Consider the following 13,500-nt stretch of genomic DNA (forward strand, 5'->3'; position numbering starts at 1 on the left):
CTTGACGGGATCGGAGGGCGACCTCGCCCGGCATCGACCACAGAACGCAACGCTTATTACCACTGACTCAGAGTTGAGGTCGGTAAGGTCGGCTGCATGGCTTCCACGGCCCGCGGCCCGCGCGGTCACTACGCCCGGACGGCAACCCGTCGCCGGGAGATCGCCCAGGCGGTCCTCGACCTGGTCGTCGAGAAGGGGCACGCGAACGTGACCACGGCCGAGGTCGCGCTGCGGGCGGGCGCGAGCGAGGCGACGGTCCTCTACCACTACCCGAGCAAGGACCACCTCCTGCTCGCCGCCCTGGAACGAGATCAGGAGCTCGCCGTGCACCACGCCGAGAAGGACGGTGTACGCACGGCGGACGGCCTGGCCGGCCTCGACATCGACGCCCTCGCCGAGGCCGCGCGCGTCTCGACCCGGCGAGAGCCACTGCTCCGGCTACGGCTCGCCCTCACCGGCCTCGCCGCGACTCCCGGACATCCGGCGGAGGACTACTTCGCCCGGTACAACCGGGTCGCCGTCGAGGCCTACGGTCGCCTCGTCGCCGAACGCCAGAAGACCGGCCAGGCGCATCCGAGCCTTGATCCGGTAGAGGTCGCGCGGCAGTTCGTGGCCGCCTGGGACGGCCTCGCGGCCCAGTGGCTCCTCTCCCCCGACTTCGACCTCGGCGCGCTGGTCGTCCAGGCGTTTCGCAGGCTCTCGGGGCAGAACTGGATGGAGGCGGCGCGCGCCGTGATCGAGCCACCCAACGGGATCTGAACGGAAAACCAACCGTCGTGAGACCACGACGAGACGATGCGGTCCGACCCAGCCGCCCCTCGGCGCGGGCCACAAAACCGCAGGTCAGCACCCCCAAAAGGGTCGGCAGCGCCACACCCGGGATTTGGGAACACAATCCGCTCGGTATCCATCGAATACCAGCGATCTCTTCGGGTACGCCACGAAGTGATCGCCTCCAGCCGGGAGGCACCCCGAAGGGAGCCCACGATGGGTATCGGTGCCGGCATCTTCCTCATGGCGGTCGGTGCGATCCTCACGTTCGCCGTCGACGTCTCGATTTCCGGGCTCGACATCGCCGTCATCGGCGTGGTGCTGATGGTGGCCGGCGCGGCCGGGATCGTTCTCGACATCTTCCTGTTCGCCCCGCGCCGGCGGCAGCGCGTCGTGTACCCGCAGCAGCCTGACGTCTACCCGCCGCAGCAGCCTGAAGTCGAGGTCTACGACGACGCCCCGGCGACCCGCACCACGCAGTACGACCGCCGGGTGACGACCGACTACCGGCCGCCGGTTCGCTGAACCGAACACGCGACGACCGCCGACCTTGACGACCGCCGACCTGACGACCTGACGACCTGACGACCTCTGACCTTGACGAACGCCGACCTGACGAACTCCGGCACACCGACTGAGACAGGAACCGCGGGACGAGAAGTGTTATAGGCGCCGCGGCGGGCATGTCACGACCAGGCCGGCGACAGGACGACGAAGTCCGGACGGACGAAGGACACGACGAGGCCCGAGGAGGAAACGATGAAGTTGCTACGGAGGCTCCGCCATGAGGTTCGGCGTGACGTGAACGCGGCCGACCGGTCAGGGGCACGGGGTCTGCGGCGGCTGCGTCGCCGCTCGCGGACTCACTCGACGACGAGCGCCCGCCACTGACAGACCACGGCGCCGGCCGGTAACAGCCGCGGGCCTGCCCACCACGGTGGGTGGGCCCGCGGCTGTTTCGTCGTAGCGGTTTCCGCTCGTCATCGCGCCGTCCGCTCGTCTTCACGCCGCCCGCTCGCGGTCAGCCTCGTCGGCCACGGTAAGTAGTTCGGCATAACCGGGGCGCAGTCGGGGTATCCCTGTGCATTGTCGGGAGTCACCCATGGAGCGGGGCTCGGAGGGGGACGACGTGGCCGACGGGTGTACATGCCGCGATGCGGGAGCGGGCCGGGCAGCCGGCGCCGGCCCCGACCGTCCGGGACAGACCGTGCGCCGGATGCTGTCAGTGGCTCGGCAGCACCTGGACATGCAGCTTTCCTGCCTCTCGCGGTCCGCCGGTGACGCCCTCGTGGTCGAGGCCACCGAGGGCGACGCGGAGTCATTCGGAATCGCGCCCGGGTTCGTGTCCGCCGATCCGGAGTCGCTGTGCGGGAAGCTCCGGGACGGCCGGCTGCCACCCGTCCTGCCGGATGTGCGATCGAACCGGCGGACGGCGGGCGACCCGGCCGCCGGTGAGCTGGGGACCGGACCGCGGATAGGCGCGCTCGTCACGGCGCAGGTCCGCTGCGCTGACGGTCAGATCTATGGCCTGCTCACCTGTATGAGCCATGAGCCGGACCCGAGGCTGCAGGAGAAGGACGGGCATTTCCTCTCCCTGCTCGCCGATGCGCTGTCGTACTCCGTCGCCGAACCCTCTGTCTCCGAACCCGGTGTCGCCGAACCGGGTGTCGCCGAACCTTCTGTCTCCGAACGCGGTGTCGGCGAACCGGGTTCGGGCGAACCGGGCGCCGCCTGGCAGATGCGTGACCGGCGGTTCCGTCGGATCCGCGGGGTGATCGACGACGGCGGGCCGAAGATGGTGTTCCAGCCCGTGTTCAATCTGGCCACGATGCGGATGGCCAGCGCTGAGGCGCTGGCCCGGTTCCCACCCGGGTTCGGCTCACCGGAGCGATGGTTCGCGGACGCCGTCTCGGTCGGTCTTGGTACAGACCTCGAGCTCTCCGCGATCGACGCGGCCCTGCGCGTTCTCCCCCGCCTTCCTCACGGGCTGGCGATCGCGGTCAACGCCTCGCCCGCGACCGTCGCGTCCGGCCGGTTGGCGAAGCTGCTCGCGAGCGAACCCACGGACCGGATCATCGTGGAGGTCACCGAGCACGAGCGCATCGAGGACTATCCGGCGACCCGCGCCGCCCTGGATCACCTGCGCGCCCGCGGTGTGCGCACCGCCGTCGACGACGTCGGTGTCGGCTACGCGAGCCTGCACCACCTCGTCCAGTTGCTACCCGATGTGATCAAGATGGATCGGCAGCTGACCCAGCGGATCGACACCGACCGGAACCTGCACGCGCTCGCCTCGGCCCTCGCCCAGTTCGCCGGCGACATCGGCGCCTGTGTGCTCGCCGAGGGCGTCGAGACGGCGGGCGAGCTGAGGTCTCTCGTCTCCGCGGGCGTCCACCAGGCTCAGGGCTTCTACCTCGGGGTGCCGAGACCGCTTCCCTCGGCCGCATGACCGGGGTCAGGATCGGGATCGGGCTCAGGGTCGGGGGTCGGGGGTCGGGAAGCAGCAGGCTGATCGGGTTGACGGCGCCATCCTTGGGAAGGTCCGCAGGCAGGTGAGCACAGCCAGCCGGCACAGCCTTTCGGAAGTGGAGCCGATTCAATGCCGAACCCGGAACGCGATCCCGACTTCCGCAACTCCGACGCGTACGCCGAGGCCGAGGAGGGCCGACGCAGGGACGAGTCCGTGACCGGAGCCGACGTTGGCCCGATCGACGAGGACGCGATGCGCGCCGCTGACGGCCTGACCACGACCCCGGCCGAGGACGCCGCCTACCGCGAGCACATCGAGCGCGGCGCCCACCAGAAGGGCGAGGGCGCACCCGTCGTCTAGCCACGACCGCTGGCCGCCGACGGACTGGCCGGCCGCCGCGGCCGATGCGCCGCGGCGGCAAGCCAGTCCTTTTCACTGAAACGCGGCTGACTGGCTGGCCCGATGCCCCTGAGGCATCCAGGTTCCAGGACGTCCGGTGTTCGCCGGCGACCGGAGCTGGGTTGGTGTCGTGGTCAGACCGATTCGGTCGTGGGGGCGGGCTCGGCGGTCAGGCTGGCGGTCCAGCGTTCCTCGACGCGGCCGAAGTACCAGATGGCCAGGGCGACGGCCCAGGCGACGAAGAAGAGTCCGACGATGACATAGCCGGTGTAGTCGAGGTTGATGTTGGCGATCCAGGCGAGTGGTCCGGACTCGATCGTGAACCGGTCCGCGAGGACGCCGATGAGCTCGATGGTGCCGACGACGAGGGCGACGACCACGGAGATGCTGGTGATCGTCAGGTTGTAGAAGACCTTGCGGACGGGGCGGGCGAACGCCCAGCCGTAGGCGGCGTTCATGAAGACGCCGTCGATGGTGTCCATGAGGCACATGCCGGCGGCGAACAGGATCGGCAGGACCAGGATCGAGTAGAAGGGCAGGTTGAACGCGGCGGCGCCGCCGGCCATCACGAGGAGGCCGACCTCGGTGGCGGTGTCGAAGCCGAGCCCGAACAGGACGCCGACGGGGTAGATGTTCCACGGCTTGGTGACGGTCTTGGTCAGGCCGCCGAGGAAGCGGTTCATGAAGCCGCGGGAGTCGAGGCGGCGTTCGAGCTCCTGCTCGTCGTAGGTCCCGTTCCGCATCCCGCGGAAGATCTTGATGATGCCGATCAGGGCGGCGAGGTTGAGGATCCCGAGGATCCACAGGAAGACGCCGGACACGGACGGGCCGATGACGCCGGTGATGGTGTGCAGCTTGGAGGAGTCGTCCTCGACTGGGCCGACCAGGGACTTCACGCCGACGGAGAGCAGGAACGCGAGCGCGAAGACGATGGTCGAGTGGCCGAGGGAGAACCAGAACCCGACGGACAGCGGCCGGCGCTGGCGCCCGCTGCCTGCGGCCTCCTTCGCGACGTTGTCGGCGATGAGCTTGCGGGTGGCGTTGTCGACCGCGGCGATATGGTCGGCGTCGAAGGCGTGCCGCAGGCCGAAGGTGTACGCGAGGACGCCGACGCCGGCGGTGAAGATCGGGTGGTCGCCGCCGAGGTGGTAGTCGTGCGGGGTGACCAGGGTGAGCAGGACGACGAAGCCCAACGCGTGCAGCAGCACGATGAACGCGGTCATCCCGGCGAGGGACCGCCTGTCCGCGCCGCTGAGGCTCTGCCGGAACTGGGTCAGCCGCGACGACAGGGTGAGCCCGCCGGCGCTGGGAGCTGCTTGAGCCATGCTGCCACCATCTCGTTGTTGCGAGATCTTCGCAACTAGCGGATACCTCACGGAGTTTGGTTTGGAGACGATCATGCGAGACCCACGGATGCGCCAGATCCCCGAGAGCACCAACGAGATCATCCGGGTGGTCGCGTCCCGTTCGGTGCTGGCGGAGGCCCGATGACCGCCGCCACGTCCATCGCCACCTTGGCGACGGAGGGTACCGACGACGTGATCCGCCGCGTCGACGGCCGCGTCGGCCGACTCACCCTCGACCGACCGAAGGCGATCAACGCGCTGACGCACGCCATGGTGCTCGCGATGATCGAGGCGCTCGACGACTGGGCCGCCGACGACTCGATCACCTGCGTCGTCGTCGACGGCGCCGGCGAGCGCGGACTGTGCGCCGGCGGCGACGTCCGGGCCTTCTACCGCGACGCGCGGTCCGGCGGAACTGGATCCGTGGACTTCTGGGCCGACGAGTACCGGCTGAACTCGTTCATCGCCCACTACCCGAAGCCCTACGTCGCGCTGATGGACGGCCTGGTGATGGGTGGCGGCGTCGGGATCTCCGCGCACGGCTCGGTCCGCGTCGTCACGGAGCGCTCCAGGATCGCCATGCCGGAGACCGGCATCGGGTTCGTGCCCGACGTCGGCGGGACCTGGCTGCTCTCCCGGATGCCCGGCGAGACCGGCACCCACGCGGCGCTCACCGCCGGCGGCCTGTCCGGCGCCGACGCGATCACGGCCGGGCTCGCCGACCACCTCGTCCCCGCCGAGCGGCTGCCGGCACTGGTCGGCGCCCTGTCGGCCGGGACGGCGCCGAGCGACGCCGTCGCCGCGCTGGCCGTCCCCGCCGGCAGCGGGAACCTCGCCGCCGAGCGCGGCTGGATCGACACCTGCTACGCGGCGGACAGCGTCGAGGAGATCCTGGCGCGCCTGCGCGCCAGCGGCGATCCGGCGGCGGCCACCGCGGCCGACGAGATCGCGGCGAAGTCGCCCACGGCGCTCGCCGTCACGCTGGCCGCGCTGCGCCGAGTGGCCGGGCTCGCGGACCTGGACGCGGCGCTCGTCCAGGAGTTCCGCGTCTCCACCGCCTGCCTGCGCCACCCCGACCTGGCCGAGGGCATCCGGGCACAGATCATCGACAAGGACCGTTCGCCGCGCTGGTCGCCGCCCGCGCTCGCGGACGTCGACGCCGCCCTGGTCGCGGGGTTCTTCGCCGTGCCTCCGGGCGGCGACCTCGATCTCGACCTGGACCGAAGCCCCGCTCGTACCCGCCGGAACGCGACCCGATGACCGGTCAGAAGTCCTCGTCGAAGGAGACCGAGCCGGCGATGGCGACCTGGTAGGCCGAGACCCGGCGCTCGAAGAAGTTCGACAGCTCCTGCACGTCCTGCAGCTCGAGGAACGAGAACGGGTTCGCCGACCCGAACATCGGGGCGAACCCGAGCTGGACGAGCCGGCGGTCGGCCACGTGCTCCAGGTAGGCGCGCATGTCGACGACGGTCATCCCGGCGACGCCCCCCGCCAGCAGGTCCCGCGCGAACTCGGTCTCCGCGTCGACGGCCTCGGCGAGCATCTGGCGCACCGAGGCCTCGAACTCGCCGTCGACGAGATCCGGCTCCTGCGCCCGGATGGTCCGCACGACGTCGAGCGCGAACTCCATGTGCATGGACTCGTCGCGGAACACCCAGTTGGTGCCGGACGCCAGCCCGTGCAGCAGGCCCCGGGAGCGCAGGAAGTAGACGTAGGCGAACGCGCCGTAGAAGAACAGCCCCTCGATGCAGGCGGCGAAGCAGATGAGGTTGAGCAGGAAAGCCCGCCGGTCCGCGCGGGTGCTCAGCTGGTCGAGGCCGCCGAGCGTGTCGATCCAGCGGAAGCAGAACTGTGCCTTCGCGCGGATCGACGGCACGTTCTCGACGGCGGCGAATGCCTGGGCGCGTTCGTCGGCGTCGGGGAGATAGGTGTCGAGCAGCGTCAGGTAGAACTGGACGTGCACGGCCTCCTCGAACAGCTGCCGGGACAGGTAGAGCCGGGCCTCCGGCGCGTTGATGTGGCGGTAGAGGTTGAGGACCAGGTTGTTGGCGACGATCGTGTCGCCGGTCGCGAAGAAGGCGACCAGCCGGTTGACCAGGTGCCGCTCGGCGGGGCTCAGCCGGTGCAGGTCGGCGAGGTCGGAGTGCAGGTCGACCTCCTCCACGGTCCACGTGTTGCGGATCGCCGCCCGGTAACGGTCGTAGAAGGCCGGATAGCTCATCGGCCGCAGCGTGAGGCTCATACCCGGGTCGAGCAGCATCGGCCCAGTTCCAGCGGCGGGCGTCGTCACTGGCATGCCTCGCAGATCTCGGGGTTCTCCAGGGAGCAGGCGACGGCCGCGGCCTCCTCGCCGTCCCGCGGAGTCTCCTGGGTCGGGATGGTGTGGGTCGCCGCCGTCACCGTCGCCTGCTGGATGCGGGTCGCGGGCCGCGACCGCAGGTAGTACGTCGTCTTGAGGCCGCTCGACCAGGCGTAGGAGTACATCGACGAGAGCCGGCCGATGTTCGGGTCGGCCATGAACAGGTTCAGCGACTGGCTCTGGTCGATGTAGGGCGTCCGCGCCGCCGCCAGGTCGATCAGCGCTCGCTGCGGCAGTTCCCAGGCGGTCCGGAACAGGACCCGCAGGTCGTCCGGCAGCTCGCCGATCTCCTGGACCGAACCCTCGGCCGCCCTGATCCGCTCCCGGACAGGCGCCGTCCACAGTCCCCGGCCGCGCAGCTCCTCGACGAGGTAGCTGTTGATCTGCAGGAACTCGCCGGACAGCGTCTCGCGCTTGAACACGTTGGACACCTGCGGCTCGATGCACTCGTAGCAGCCGGCGATCGACGCGATGGTCGCGGTCGGCGCGATCGCGATCAGCAGGCAGTTGCGCAGGCCGTGCTCGACGATGTCGGCCCGCAGCGCGGCCCACCGGGCCGGCTGCGACGGCGTCACGTCGAAGTGGTCCGGGTGCAGCACCCCACGCGCGGCCCTGGTCTGCGCGAACGCCGGGTGCGGGCCGTGCTCGCGGGCGAGCTCCACGGACCGTTCGAGCGCGGTGAGCACGATCTCCTCGGAGAGCCTGGTGGAAAGCTCCCGGGCGGCGGCGGAGTCGAACGGCAGCCGCAGCGCGAAGAAGACGTCCTGCAGTCCCATCACGCCGAGCCCCACCGGCCGCCACCGGGGGTTGCTCGCGGCGGCCTCGCCGGTCGGGTAGTAGTTGATGTCGATCACCCGGTCGAGGAACGTCACCGCGGTGCGGACGGTGGCCCGCAGCATCGCCCAGTCGATCCGCCCACCCGGGTCCGCTGTCGGGGCCGTCGAGGACGTCGACGGGTCGCCGTCCGCGAGCCGGGGCGCCAGCAGGTGTCGGGCCAGGTTCACCGAGCCGAGGTTGCACACCGCGGTCTCGGCGTCGCTGGTGACCTCGAGGATCTCGGTGCACAGGTTCGACAGGTGGATGACGTTTCCCGGCTCGGCGGTCTGGTTGCCAGTCCGGTTCGCGGCGTCCTTGAAGGTCATCCAGCCGTTGCCGGTCTGCGCGAGCGTGCGCATCATCCGGGCGTACAGGTCGCGCGCGGGCAGCTGGCGGACGTAGCGCCCCGCGGTCTCCGCCGCCCGGTAGGCGCGGTCGAACTCGTCGCCCCACAGGTCCGTCAGCTCGGGGACCTCGTCGGGGTCCATCAGCGACCACGACTCGTCGGCGCGCACCCGGCGCATGAACTCGTCCGGGATCCAGTGCGCGAGGCTGAGGTTGTGGGTGCGCCGGGCGTCCTCGCCGGTGTTGTCCCGCAGCTCGAGGAACTCCTCGATGTCGGGGTGCCAGGGTTCCAGGTACACGCAGGCGGCGCCCTTGCGCCGGCCCCCCTGGTTGACGGCGGCGACCGAGGCGTCGAGGGTGCGCAGCCACGGCACGATCCCGTTGGAACGCCCGTTCGTGCCGCGGATCAGCGCGCCGCGGGACCGCACCCGGGAGAAGCCGATCCCGATGCCGCCGGCGAACTTCGACAGCCGGGCGACCTGGCTGTACCGCTCGTAGATGGACTCCAGTTCGTCGCGGGGCGAGTCGACGAGGAAGCAGCTCGACATCTGCGGATGCGCGGTGCCCGCGTTGAACAGCGTCGGCGAGCTCGGTAGGTAGGCGAGCGACGCCATCAACCGGTACAGCTCGGCGGCCTCGGCGACGTCGTGGGACAGCCCGCAGGCGACCCGCAGCAGCCAGCGCTGCGGGGTCTCCACGACCAGCCGGGTGCGCGGATGGCGCAGCAGATAGCGGTCCGCCACGGTGCGGATGCCGAAGTACTCGAAGGCCCGGTCGGCGTCCGGGTCGATGAGCGCGTCCAGCTCGGCGGCGTGCGCGGCGACGAACGCGGCGGTCGGGTCGCCGATGAGGCCGAGGCGGTGGCCGTTCGCGACGCCCTCGCTGAACGAGGTGATCCCCTGACCGGCGACCTCGTCGGCGATGAGCGCGGCGAGCAGGCGGGCGGCGAGCCGGGAGTACTGCGGCTCCTCACCGATCAGGTCCGCGGCCGTCTGCACGGCGAGCTTGTCGAGTTCCTCGGCGCTCACCCCGTCATAGAGCCCCCCGATCGTGCGGGACGCGACCCGGAGCGGGTCGACCCGATCGAGATCATCCGCGCGGCGTGCCACCGCGTCGGCGATCCCGCTGACGTCGACGGGTTCGAGCGTGCCGCCGCGATGGCGGACCCGCATCGCCTGGGTGCCGGTCGAGCCAAAGGACGCGCGGAAATGATCTTCTTTCGCGCGTCCTTTGGCCCCGAGGCCAGGGTCTGCTGTCGGGGACGATTCGGTGACGGTCAACGTCTCTCCTCGCGCGAGTCCGCTCGTCGGTCTGGACCGGTGGCGTCAGGGAGGAGGCCACCGTCTCGGGGGCATCCCGGCAGGCGGGCACCTGACGGTCCGGCGCACGGCGGCGACGCGGCGCGACCGACCAGGGGCGCGACGATGCCAGGCCATGGTGGCGACCGACGAGGTGCCCGTGCCCGGACAAGCTCCGGCACGGTGATCCCGGCCCTCCCTCGAGGCCGTCGGACCGCCGCGCGCGTGTTCGCGCGCGGCGCGCTGGCAGGTCTTCGGACTCGTGGGCTCCCGTCGGCACCGGTGGCGCCGACGGACCTACTGGCCGTCGCTTCCCAGGCGCGCCGTCGCGCGCCCAGTGCTCCTGACGGCGGTCGTTCCCACATACCGCTGCGGGGCAGTCCCGGACTCTCGCCGGGTTCCCTCTTACGACGGCCGCCCTTGGCGGGACGGCCGAACCAGTGCGTGCCTCACCCTACATATGAGAATCACAGGCCTGCAAGTAGCCCACATGTTGTGTCGCGGCGGATGCGTGCCACCCTGTCGACCCCGGATCCGGCCGCGTCACGGCGAGCCGAACGGGGCCGCGGCGAGGCGCCGCGGCGGCCTGGACGGGCGCGGACACACCCGCGAGGGGCGGTCCTACGCTGCTTGTTCTCCGCCCGATGTTCTCCGTCCGAGTTGACCCGGCGGCGCACCGAGGGTCTACTGTGACCACATCTCTGATATATCAACCTTGAGAGGGGTGGACGTGTCCGCTGGACGCGACGATCAGCTCACCCTGGTCGCCTTCATGCAGGCCTCGAACGTGTCGGTGTACTCGGGCTCCTGGCGGTACCCGAACTCGGCGCCGGACTTCCTCGACCTGCGCTACTACCAGCGGATCGCGCGGACGCTCGAGGACGGCACGTTCGACCTGATGTTCTTCGACGACCGCCTCGCGATGCCGTCGATCTACGGCGGGTCCCCGGACGACGCGGTCCGCTACGGCGCCCGTCCCGTCAAGATGGACCTGACGGCGGTGCTGGGTGCCGCCGCCGCGGCGACGTCGCACCTGGGTCTGGGGGCGACCTACTCGACGACCTACTACCCGCCGTTCCACGTCGCGCGCACCTTCGCCACCCTCGACCACCTCAGCGGCGGCCGGGCGGCGTGGAACGTCGTCACCTCGGTGAACGACGCCGAGGCACGCAACTTCGGCGTCGAGCAGCACCTCGGCCACGACGAGCGCTACGACCGCGCCGAGGAGTTCATCGAGATCGTCACCCAGTTGTGGGACTCCTGGGAGGACGACGCCCTCGTCCTGGACCGCGCCGCGGGCATCTTCGCCGACCCGGCCAAGGTCCACGAGATCAACTACCAGGGCAAGTACTTCAACGTGCGCGGCCCGCTCACGGTGCCCCGCCCGCCGCAGGGGCGCCCGCCCATCATCCAGGCCGGCCAGTCCGGCCGGGGCCAGCGCTTCGCCGCCCGGTGGGCCGACCTGATCTTCACCGCGGACCCGAGCCAGGCTGTCGCCCTCGAGCACTACAAGGCCCAGAAGGAGCAGATCACGGCCGAGGGACGCGACGCGGCCGCCGTGCGCATGCTGCCGATGGTCTACGCCGTGGTGGGCGAGACCGAGGCGATCGCCCGGGAGAAGGAGAACATCTTCCTCAACGAGCTCGTGCACCCACTGGCGTCGCTGACGCTGCTGTCCGAGCTCACCAACCACGACTTCTCCGGCTACTCGCTCGACGACGAGATCACCGACGAGCTCATCGCCTCCATCTCCGGCATCCGCGGTCTCGTCCAGGGGGTGAAGCGGCACCTCGGCGGCGGGAAGCTGACCCTGCGCACCCTCGCCAGCCACCGGGCCTCCCTGCTGCAGGGCCCACGGTTCGTCGGCACCGGCGAGCAGATCGCCGACCAGATGCAGGAGTGGTTCGAGAGCCGCTCCTGCGACGGCTTCGTCCTCGCCGCGACGCACTTCCCCGGCGCGTTCGAGGACTTCGTCCGGATGGTCGTGCCCGAGCTGCGCCGCCGCGGCCTGATGCGCTCCAGCTACACCGGCTCGACGCTGCGGGAGAACCTGGGCCTCGCCCGGCCCGCCAGCAGTTTCGCGGCACCGGGAGCCTGACGGGAGGCTGATCAGCGGGACCGTACTCGGATCCGAACAGGCAACGGTTCGACGTTCGGATCCGAGTACGGTCCTGGCGATTTCCGCGCCGGCGGTTCGGCGAACCCCGCCGGGAACCGTGCTAGCTGGCGACGCTGGTGCCTGGCAGGGGAGCGGCGTCGCCTGCCGGCTGAGGGCCGAACATCCGGGCCACGAGCAGCCGGCCGGCGTTGATCACATGTTCTTCCGAGACCCGGCGGGCGCGGGCGGCGTTGCGGGCGGAAAGCGCGTCGACGATGTCGTCGTGCTCCCGCAGGGCGCAGCCCGCCTGCTCGGGAACCATGTCGAAGAAGGACCACGGGATGATCCGCCCGGTCTGGCGGATCAGCGCGATGAGCCGCACCGAGTCGCTGGCCCGGTTGATCGCCCGGTGGAACAGGAAGTTCGGCATCTTCGGGTCACCGCCGGCCTCGACGGCGACGCGGACGCCATCGGCGAGCCGCCGCACCTCGTCGAGGGCGGTCACCGAGATCCGCTCCGCGGCCCAGGCCGCCGCGGAGCCCGCGAGCTGGGCGCTGAGGGCGAAGTTGTCCTCGACGTCGCGCTGGCGCAGGCCGATGACGGTGACCCCGCTGCGGGGAGCGACCTGGACGAGCCCCTCGAACTGCAGCGTCAGGCACGCCTCCCGCACCGGGGTCCGGCTCGTGCCCAGCCAGGCGGCGGTCTCGTCCAGGTCGATGCGCGTCCCCGGGCCGAACCGGCCGCTCATGATCTGGTCGCGCAGAACGTCGGCCACCCGGTCCCTGGCGGTCGCCCCCAGCCGGAGCCGACGAAGGCCGGTCCCGTCGGCGTCACCCGCCGAAGCCGGGGCGTCTGTTGTCACCGCTCGCTCACCCTCGATGACTCCGCCAGCAGGCGGATGTAGGTGACTCGACGCTGACACGGCCATCAGCGTATATCAGAGAGGAATGTCTCAGGCGACGTCCCCGATGAGATGGAACCTGCGGCGGAAATAGACGGCGGGAAGATCGTCGCCGACCCAGGTCCGCTCGACCCGGCCCAGCAGGATCGAGTGGTCGCCCGCCGGCTGCACCGCGTGGGTGACGCAGTCGAACGTCGCGCTCGCCCGGTCGAGGACGGGCAGACCGTGCTCGTTCGAGCGGAAGCCGGCGTCCGAGAACTTGTCAGCACCCCTGGTCGCGAAGCGGACGGCGAGGTCCGCGTGCTCGGGATGCACCACGTGCACGACGAACCGCTCGGCCGCCGCGAACACCGGATGACACTCGGCCGTCGCCGCGAGGCAGACCAGTACGAGCGGCGGGTCCATGGAGACCGAGCAGAAGGAGCTGGCGGTGAAGCCCCACCAGCGCCCGGTGTGGTCGGCCGTCGTCACGATCGTCACGCCGCTGGGAAACAGCGACATGGCCTCGCGAAAGAGCCGCGGCGCGTCGTCCGCCAGATCCGTACGGGGGCTGTCTGCCGCACTTGTCACAAGAACAGCCTGCCGGATTGATATATCAGGTGTCAAGGAGTGCATGGCTTCGGCCGGCCCCGGTCTCCAGCCGGCCAACTGTCCGATCGGACCATCGGTTGGGGCTCCCGACCCGTCCCAGGCCAAG

At 70.5% G+C, this 13,500-nt stretch carries 11 protein-coding genes and 1 riboswitch; of the genes, 6 read left to right on the plus strand and 5 right to left on the minus strand.

Going from position 1 to position 13,500, the window contains the following annotated elements:
• Nucleotides 1–96: 96 nt before the first annotated feature.
• From FRCN3DRAFT_RS0222915 to FRCN3DRAFT_RS0222930, 4 genes are all read left to right on the plus strand, one after another.
• A complete protein-coding gene (locus FRCN3DRAFT_RS0222915) occupies nt 97–759 on the plus strand; it encodes a TetR/AcrR family transcriptional regulator (RefSeq protein ID WP_007511356.1) in 663 nt (220 codons plus the stop codon).
• A gap of 228 nt (nt 760–987) precedes the next feature.
• Nucleotides 988–1,296 (plus strand): DUF6458 family protein, encoded by a 309-nt coding sequence (locus FRCN3DRAFT_RS0222920; RefSeq protein ID WP_007511354.1) that lies wholly within the window; start codon nt 988–990, stop codon nt 1,294–1,296.
• A gap of 577 nt (nt 1,297–1,873) precedes the next feature.
• Nucleotides 1,874–3,220 (plus strand): EAL domain-containing protein, encoded by a 1,347-nt coding sequence (locus FRCN3DRAFT_RS55245; protein ID WP_007511352.1) that lies wholly within the window; start codon nt 1,874–1,876, stop codon nt 3,218–3,220.
• 150 nt (nt 3,221–3,370) lie between these two features.
• Entirely contained in the window at nt 3,371–3,601 is a 231-nt protein-coding gene (locus tag FRCN3DRAFT_RS0222930; protein ID WP_007511351.1) for a hypothetical protein, read from the plus strand.
• Between the two features lie 173 nt (nt 3,602–3,774).
• Here the strand turns inward: FRCN3DRAFT_RS0222930 and nicT are convergent, their stop codons facing one another.
• The gene (gene nicT / locus FRCN3DRAFT_RS0222935; RefSeq protein ID WP_007511349.1) at nt 3,775–4,965 is read right to left on the minus strand and encodes a Nickel transporter NicT; all 1,191 of its coding nucleotides are present in this window, start codon (nt 4,963–4,965) and stop codon (nt 3,775–3,777) included.
• Between the two features lie 162 nt (nt 4,966–5,127).
• On the opposite strand from nicT, the gene FRCN3DRAFT_RS0222945 reads away from it, so the two are divergent.
• Complete coding sequence (locus tag FRCN3DRAFT_RS0222945; protein ID WP_007511346.1) at nt 5,128–6,246, plus strand: enoyl-CoA hydratase/isomerase family protein; 1,119 nt, start codon at nt 5,128–5,130, stop codon at nt 6,244–6,246.
• Nucleotides 6,247–6,250: 4 nt separating this feature from the next.
• Here the strand turns inward: FRCN3DRAFT_RS0222945 and FRCN3DRAFT_RS0222950 are convergent, their stop codons facing one another.
• Nucleotides 6,251–7,282 carry a ribonucleotide-diphosphate reductase subunit beta gene (locus FRCN3DRAFT_RS0222950; protein ID WP_035925121.1) on the minus strand — a complete coding sequence of 344 codons (1,032 nt, stop codon included), beginning with the start codon at nt 7,280–7,282 and terminating at the stop codon, nt 6,251–6,253.
• Complete coding sequence (locus FRCN3DRAFT_RS0222955; RefSeq protein ID WP_007511343.1) at nt 7,273–9,786, minus strand: ribonucleoside-diphosphate reductase subunit alpha; 2,514 nt, start codon at nt 9,784–9,786, stop codon at nt 7,273–7,275. Before FRCN3DRAFT_RS0222955 ends, FRCN3DRAFT_RS0222950 begins: the two co-directional genes overlap by 10 nt.
• Nucleotides 9,787–10,032: 246 nt before the next feature.
• Nucleotides 10,033–10,261, minus strand: a riboswitch (cobalamin riboswitch).
• Nucleotides 10,262–10,534: 273 nt separating this feature from the next.
• Between FRCN3DRAFT_RS0222955 and FRCN3DRAFT_RS0222960 the strand changes: the two genes are divergently transcribed.
• Nucleotides 10,535–11,902 (plus strand): LLM class flavin-dependent oxidoreductase, encoded by a 1,368-nt coding sequence (locus FRCN3DRAFT_RS0222960; protein ID WP_007511342.1) that lies wholly within the window; start codon nt 10,535–10,537, stop codon nt 11,900–11,902.
• A 121-nt stretch (nt 11,903–12,023) separates the two neighbouring features.
• Here FRCN3DRAFT_RS0222960 and FRCN3DRAFT_RS45770 read toward each other — a convergent pair whose 3' ends face one another.
• On the minus strand, nt 12,024–12,764 hold the full coding sequence (locus tag FRCN3DRAFT_RS45770) for a GntR family transcriptional regulator (RefSeq protein WP_007511341.1): 741 nt from the start codon (nt 12,762–12,764) through the stop codon (nt 12,024–12,026).
• A gap of 90 nt (nt 12,765–12,854) precedes the next feature.
• Complete coding sequence (locus FRCN3DRAFT_RS0222970; RefSeq protein ID WP_007511340.1) at nt 12,855–13,373, minus strand: flavin reductase family protein; 519 nt, start codon at nt 13,371–13,373, stop codon at nt 12,855–12,857.
• Nucleotides 13,374–13,500 lie beyond the last annotated feature (127 nt).

Source organism: Pseudofrankia saprophytica, from assembly GCF_000235425.2.
Lineage (GTDB): Bacteria > Actinomycetota > Actinomycetes > Frankiales > Frankiaceae > Pseudofrankia > Pseudofrankia saprophytica.

Coding starts and splice junctions, on each gene's coding strand:
- FRCN3DRAFT_RS0222915 (WP_007511356.1), top strand. CDS start 97: ATGGCTTCCACGGCCCGCGGCCCGCGCGGTCACTACGCCCGGACGGCA.
- FRCN3DRAFT_RS0222920 (WP_007511354.1), top strand. CDS start 988: ATGGGTATCGGTGCCGGCATCTTCCTCATGGCGGTCGGTGCGATCCTC.
- FRCN3DRAFT_RS55245 (WP_007511352.1), top strand. CDS start 1,874: ATGGAGCGGGGCTCGGAGGGGGACGACGTGGCCGACGGGTGTACATGC.
- FRCN3DRAFT_RS0222930 (WP_007511351.1), top strand. CDS start 3,371: ATGCCGAACCCGGAACGCGATCCCGACTTCCGCAACTCCGACGCGTAC.
- nicT (WP_007511349.1), bottom strand. CDS start 4,965: ATGGCTCAAGCAGCTCCCAGCGCCGGCGGGCTCACCCTGTCGTCGCGG.
- FRCN3DRAFT_RS0222945 (WP_007511346.1), top strand. CDS start 5,128: ATGACCGCCGCCACGTCCATCGCCACCTTGGCGACGGAGGGTACCGAC.
- FRCN3DRAFT_RS0222950 (WP_035925121.1), bottom strand. CDS start 7,282: ATGCCAGTGACGACGCCCGCCGCTGGAACTGGGCCGATGCTGCTCGAC.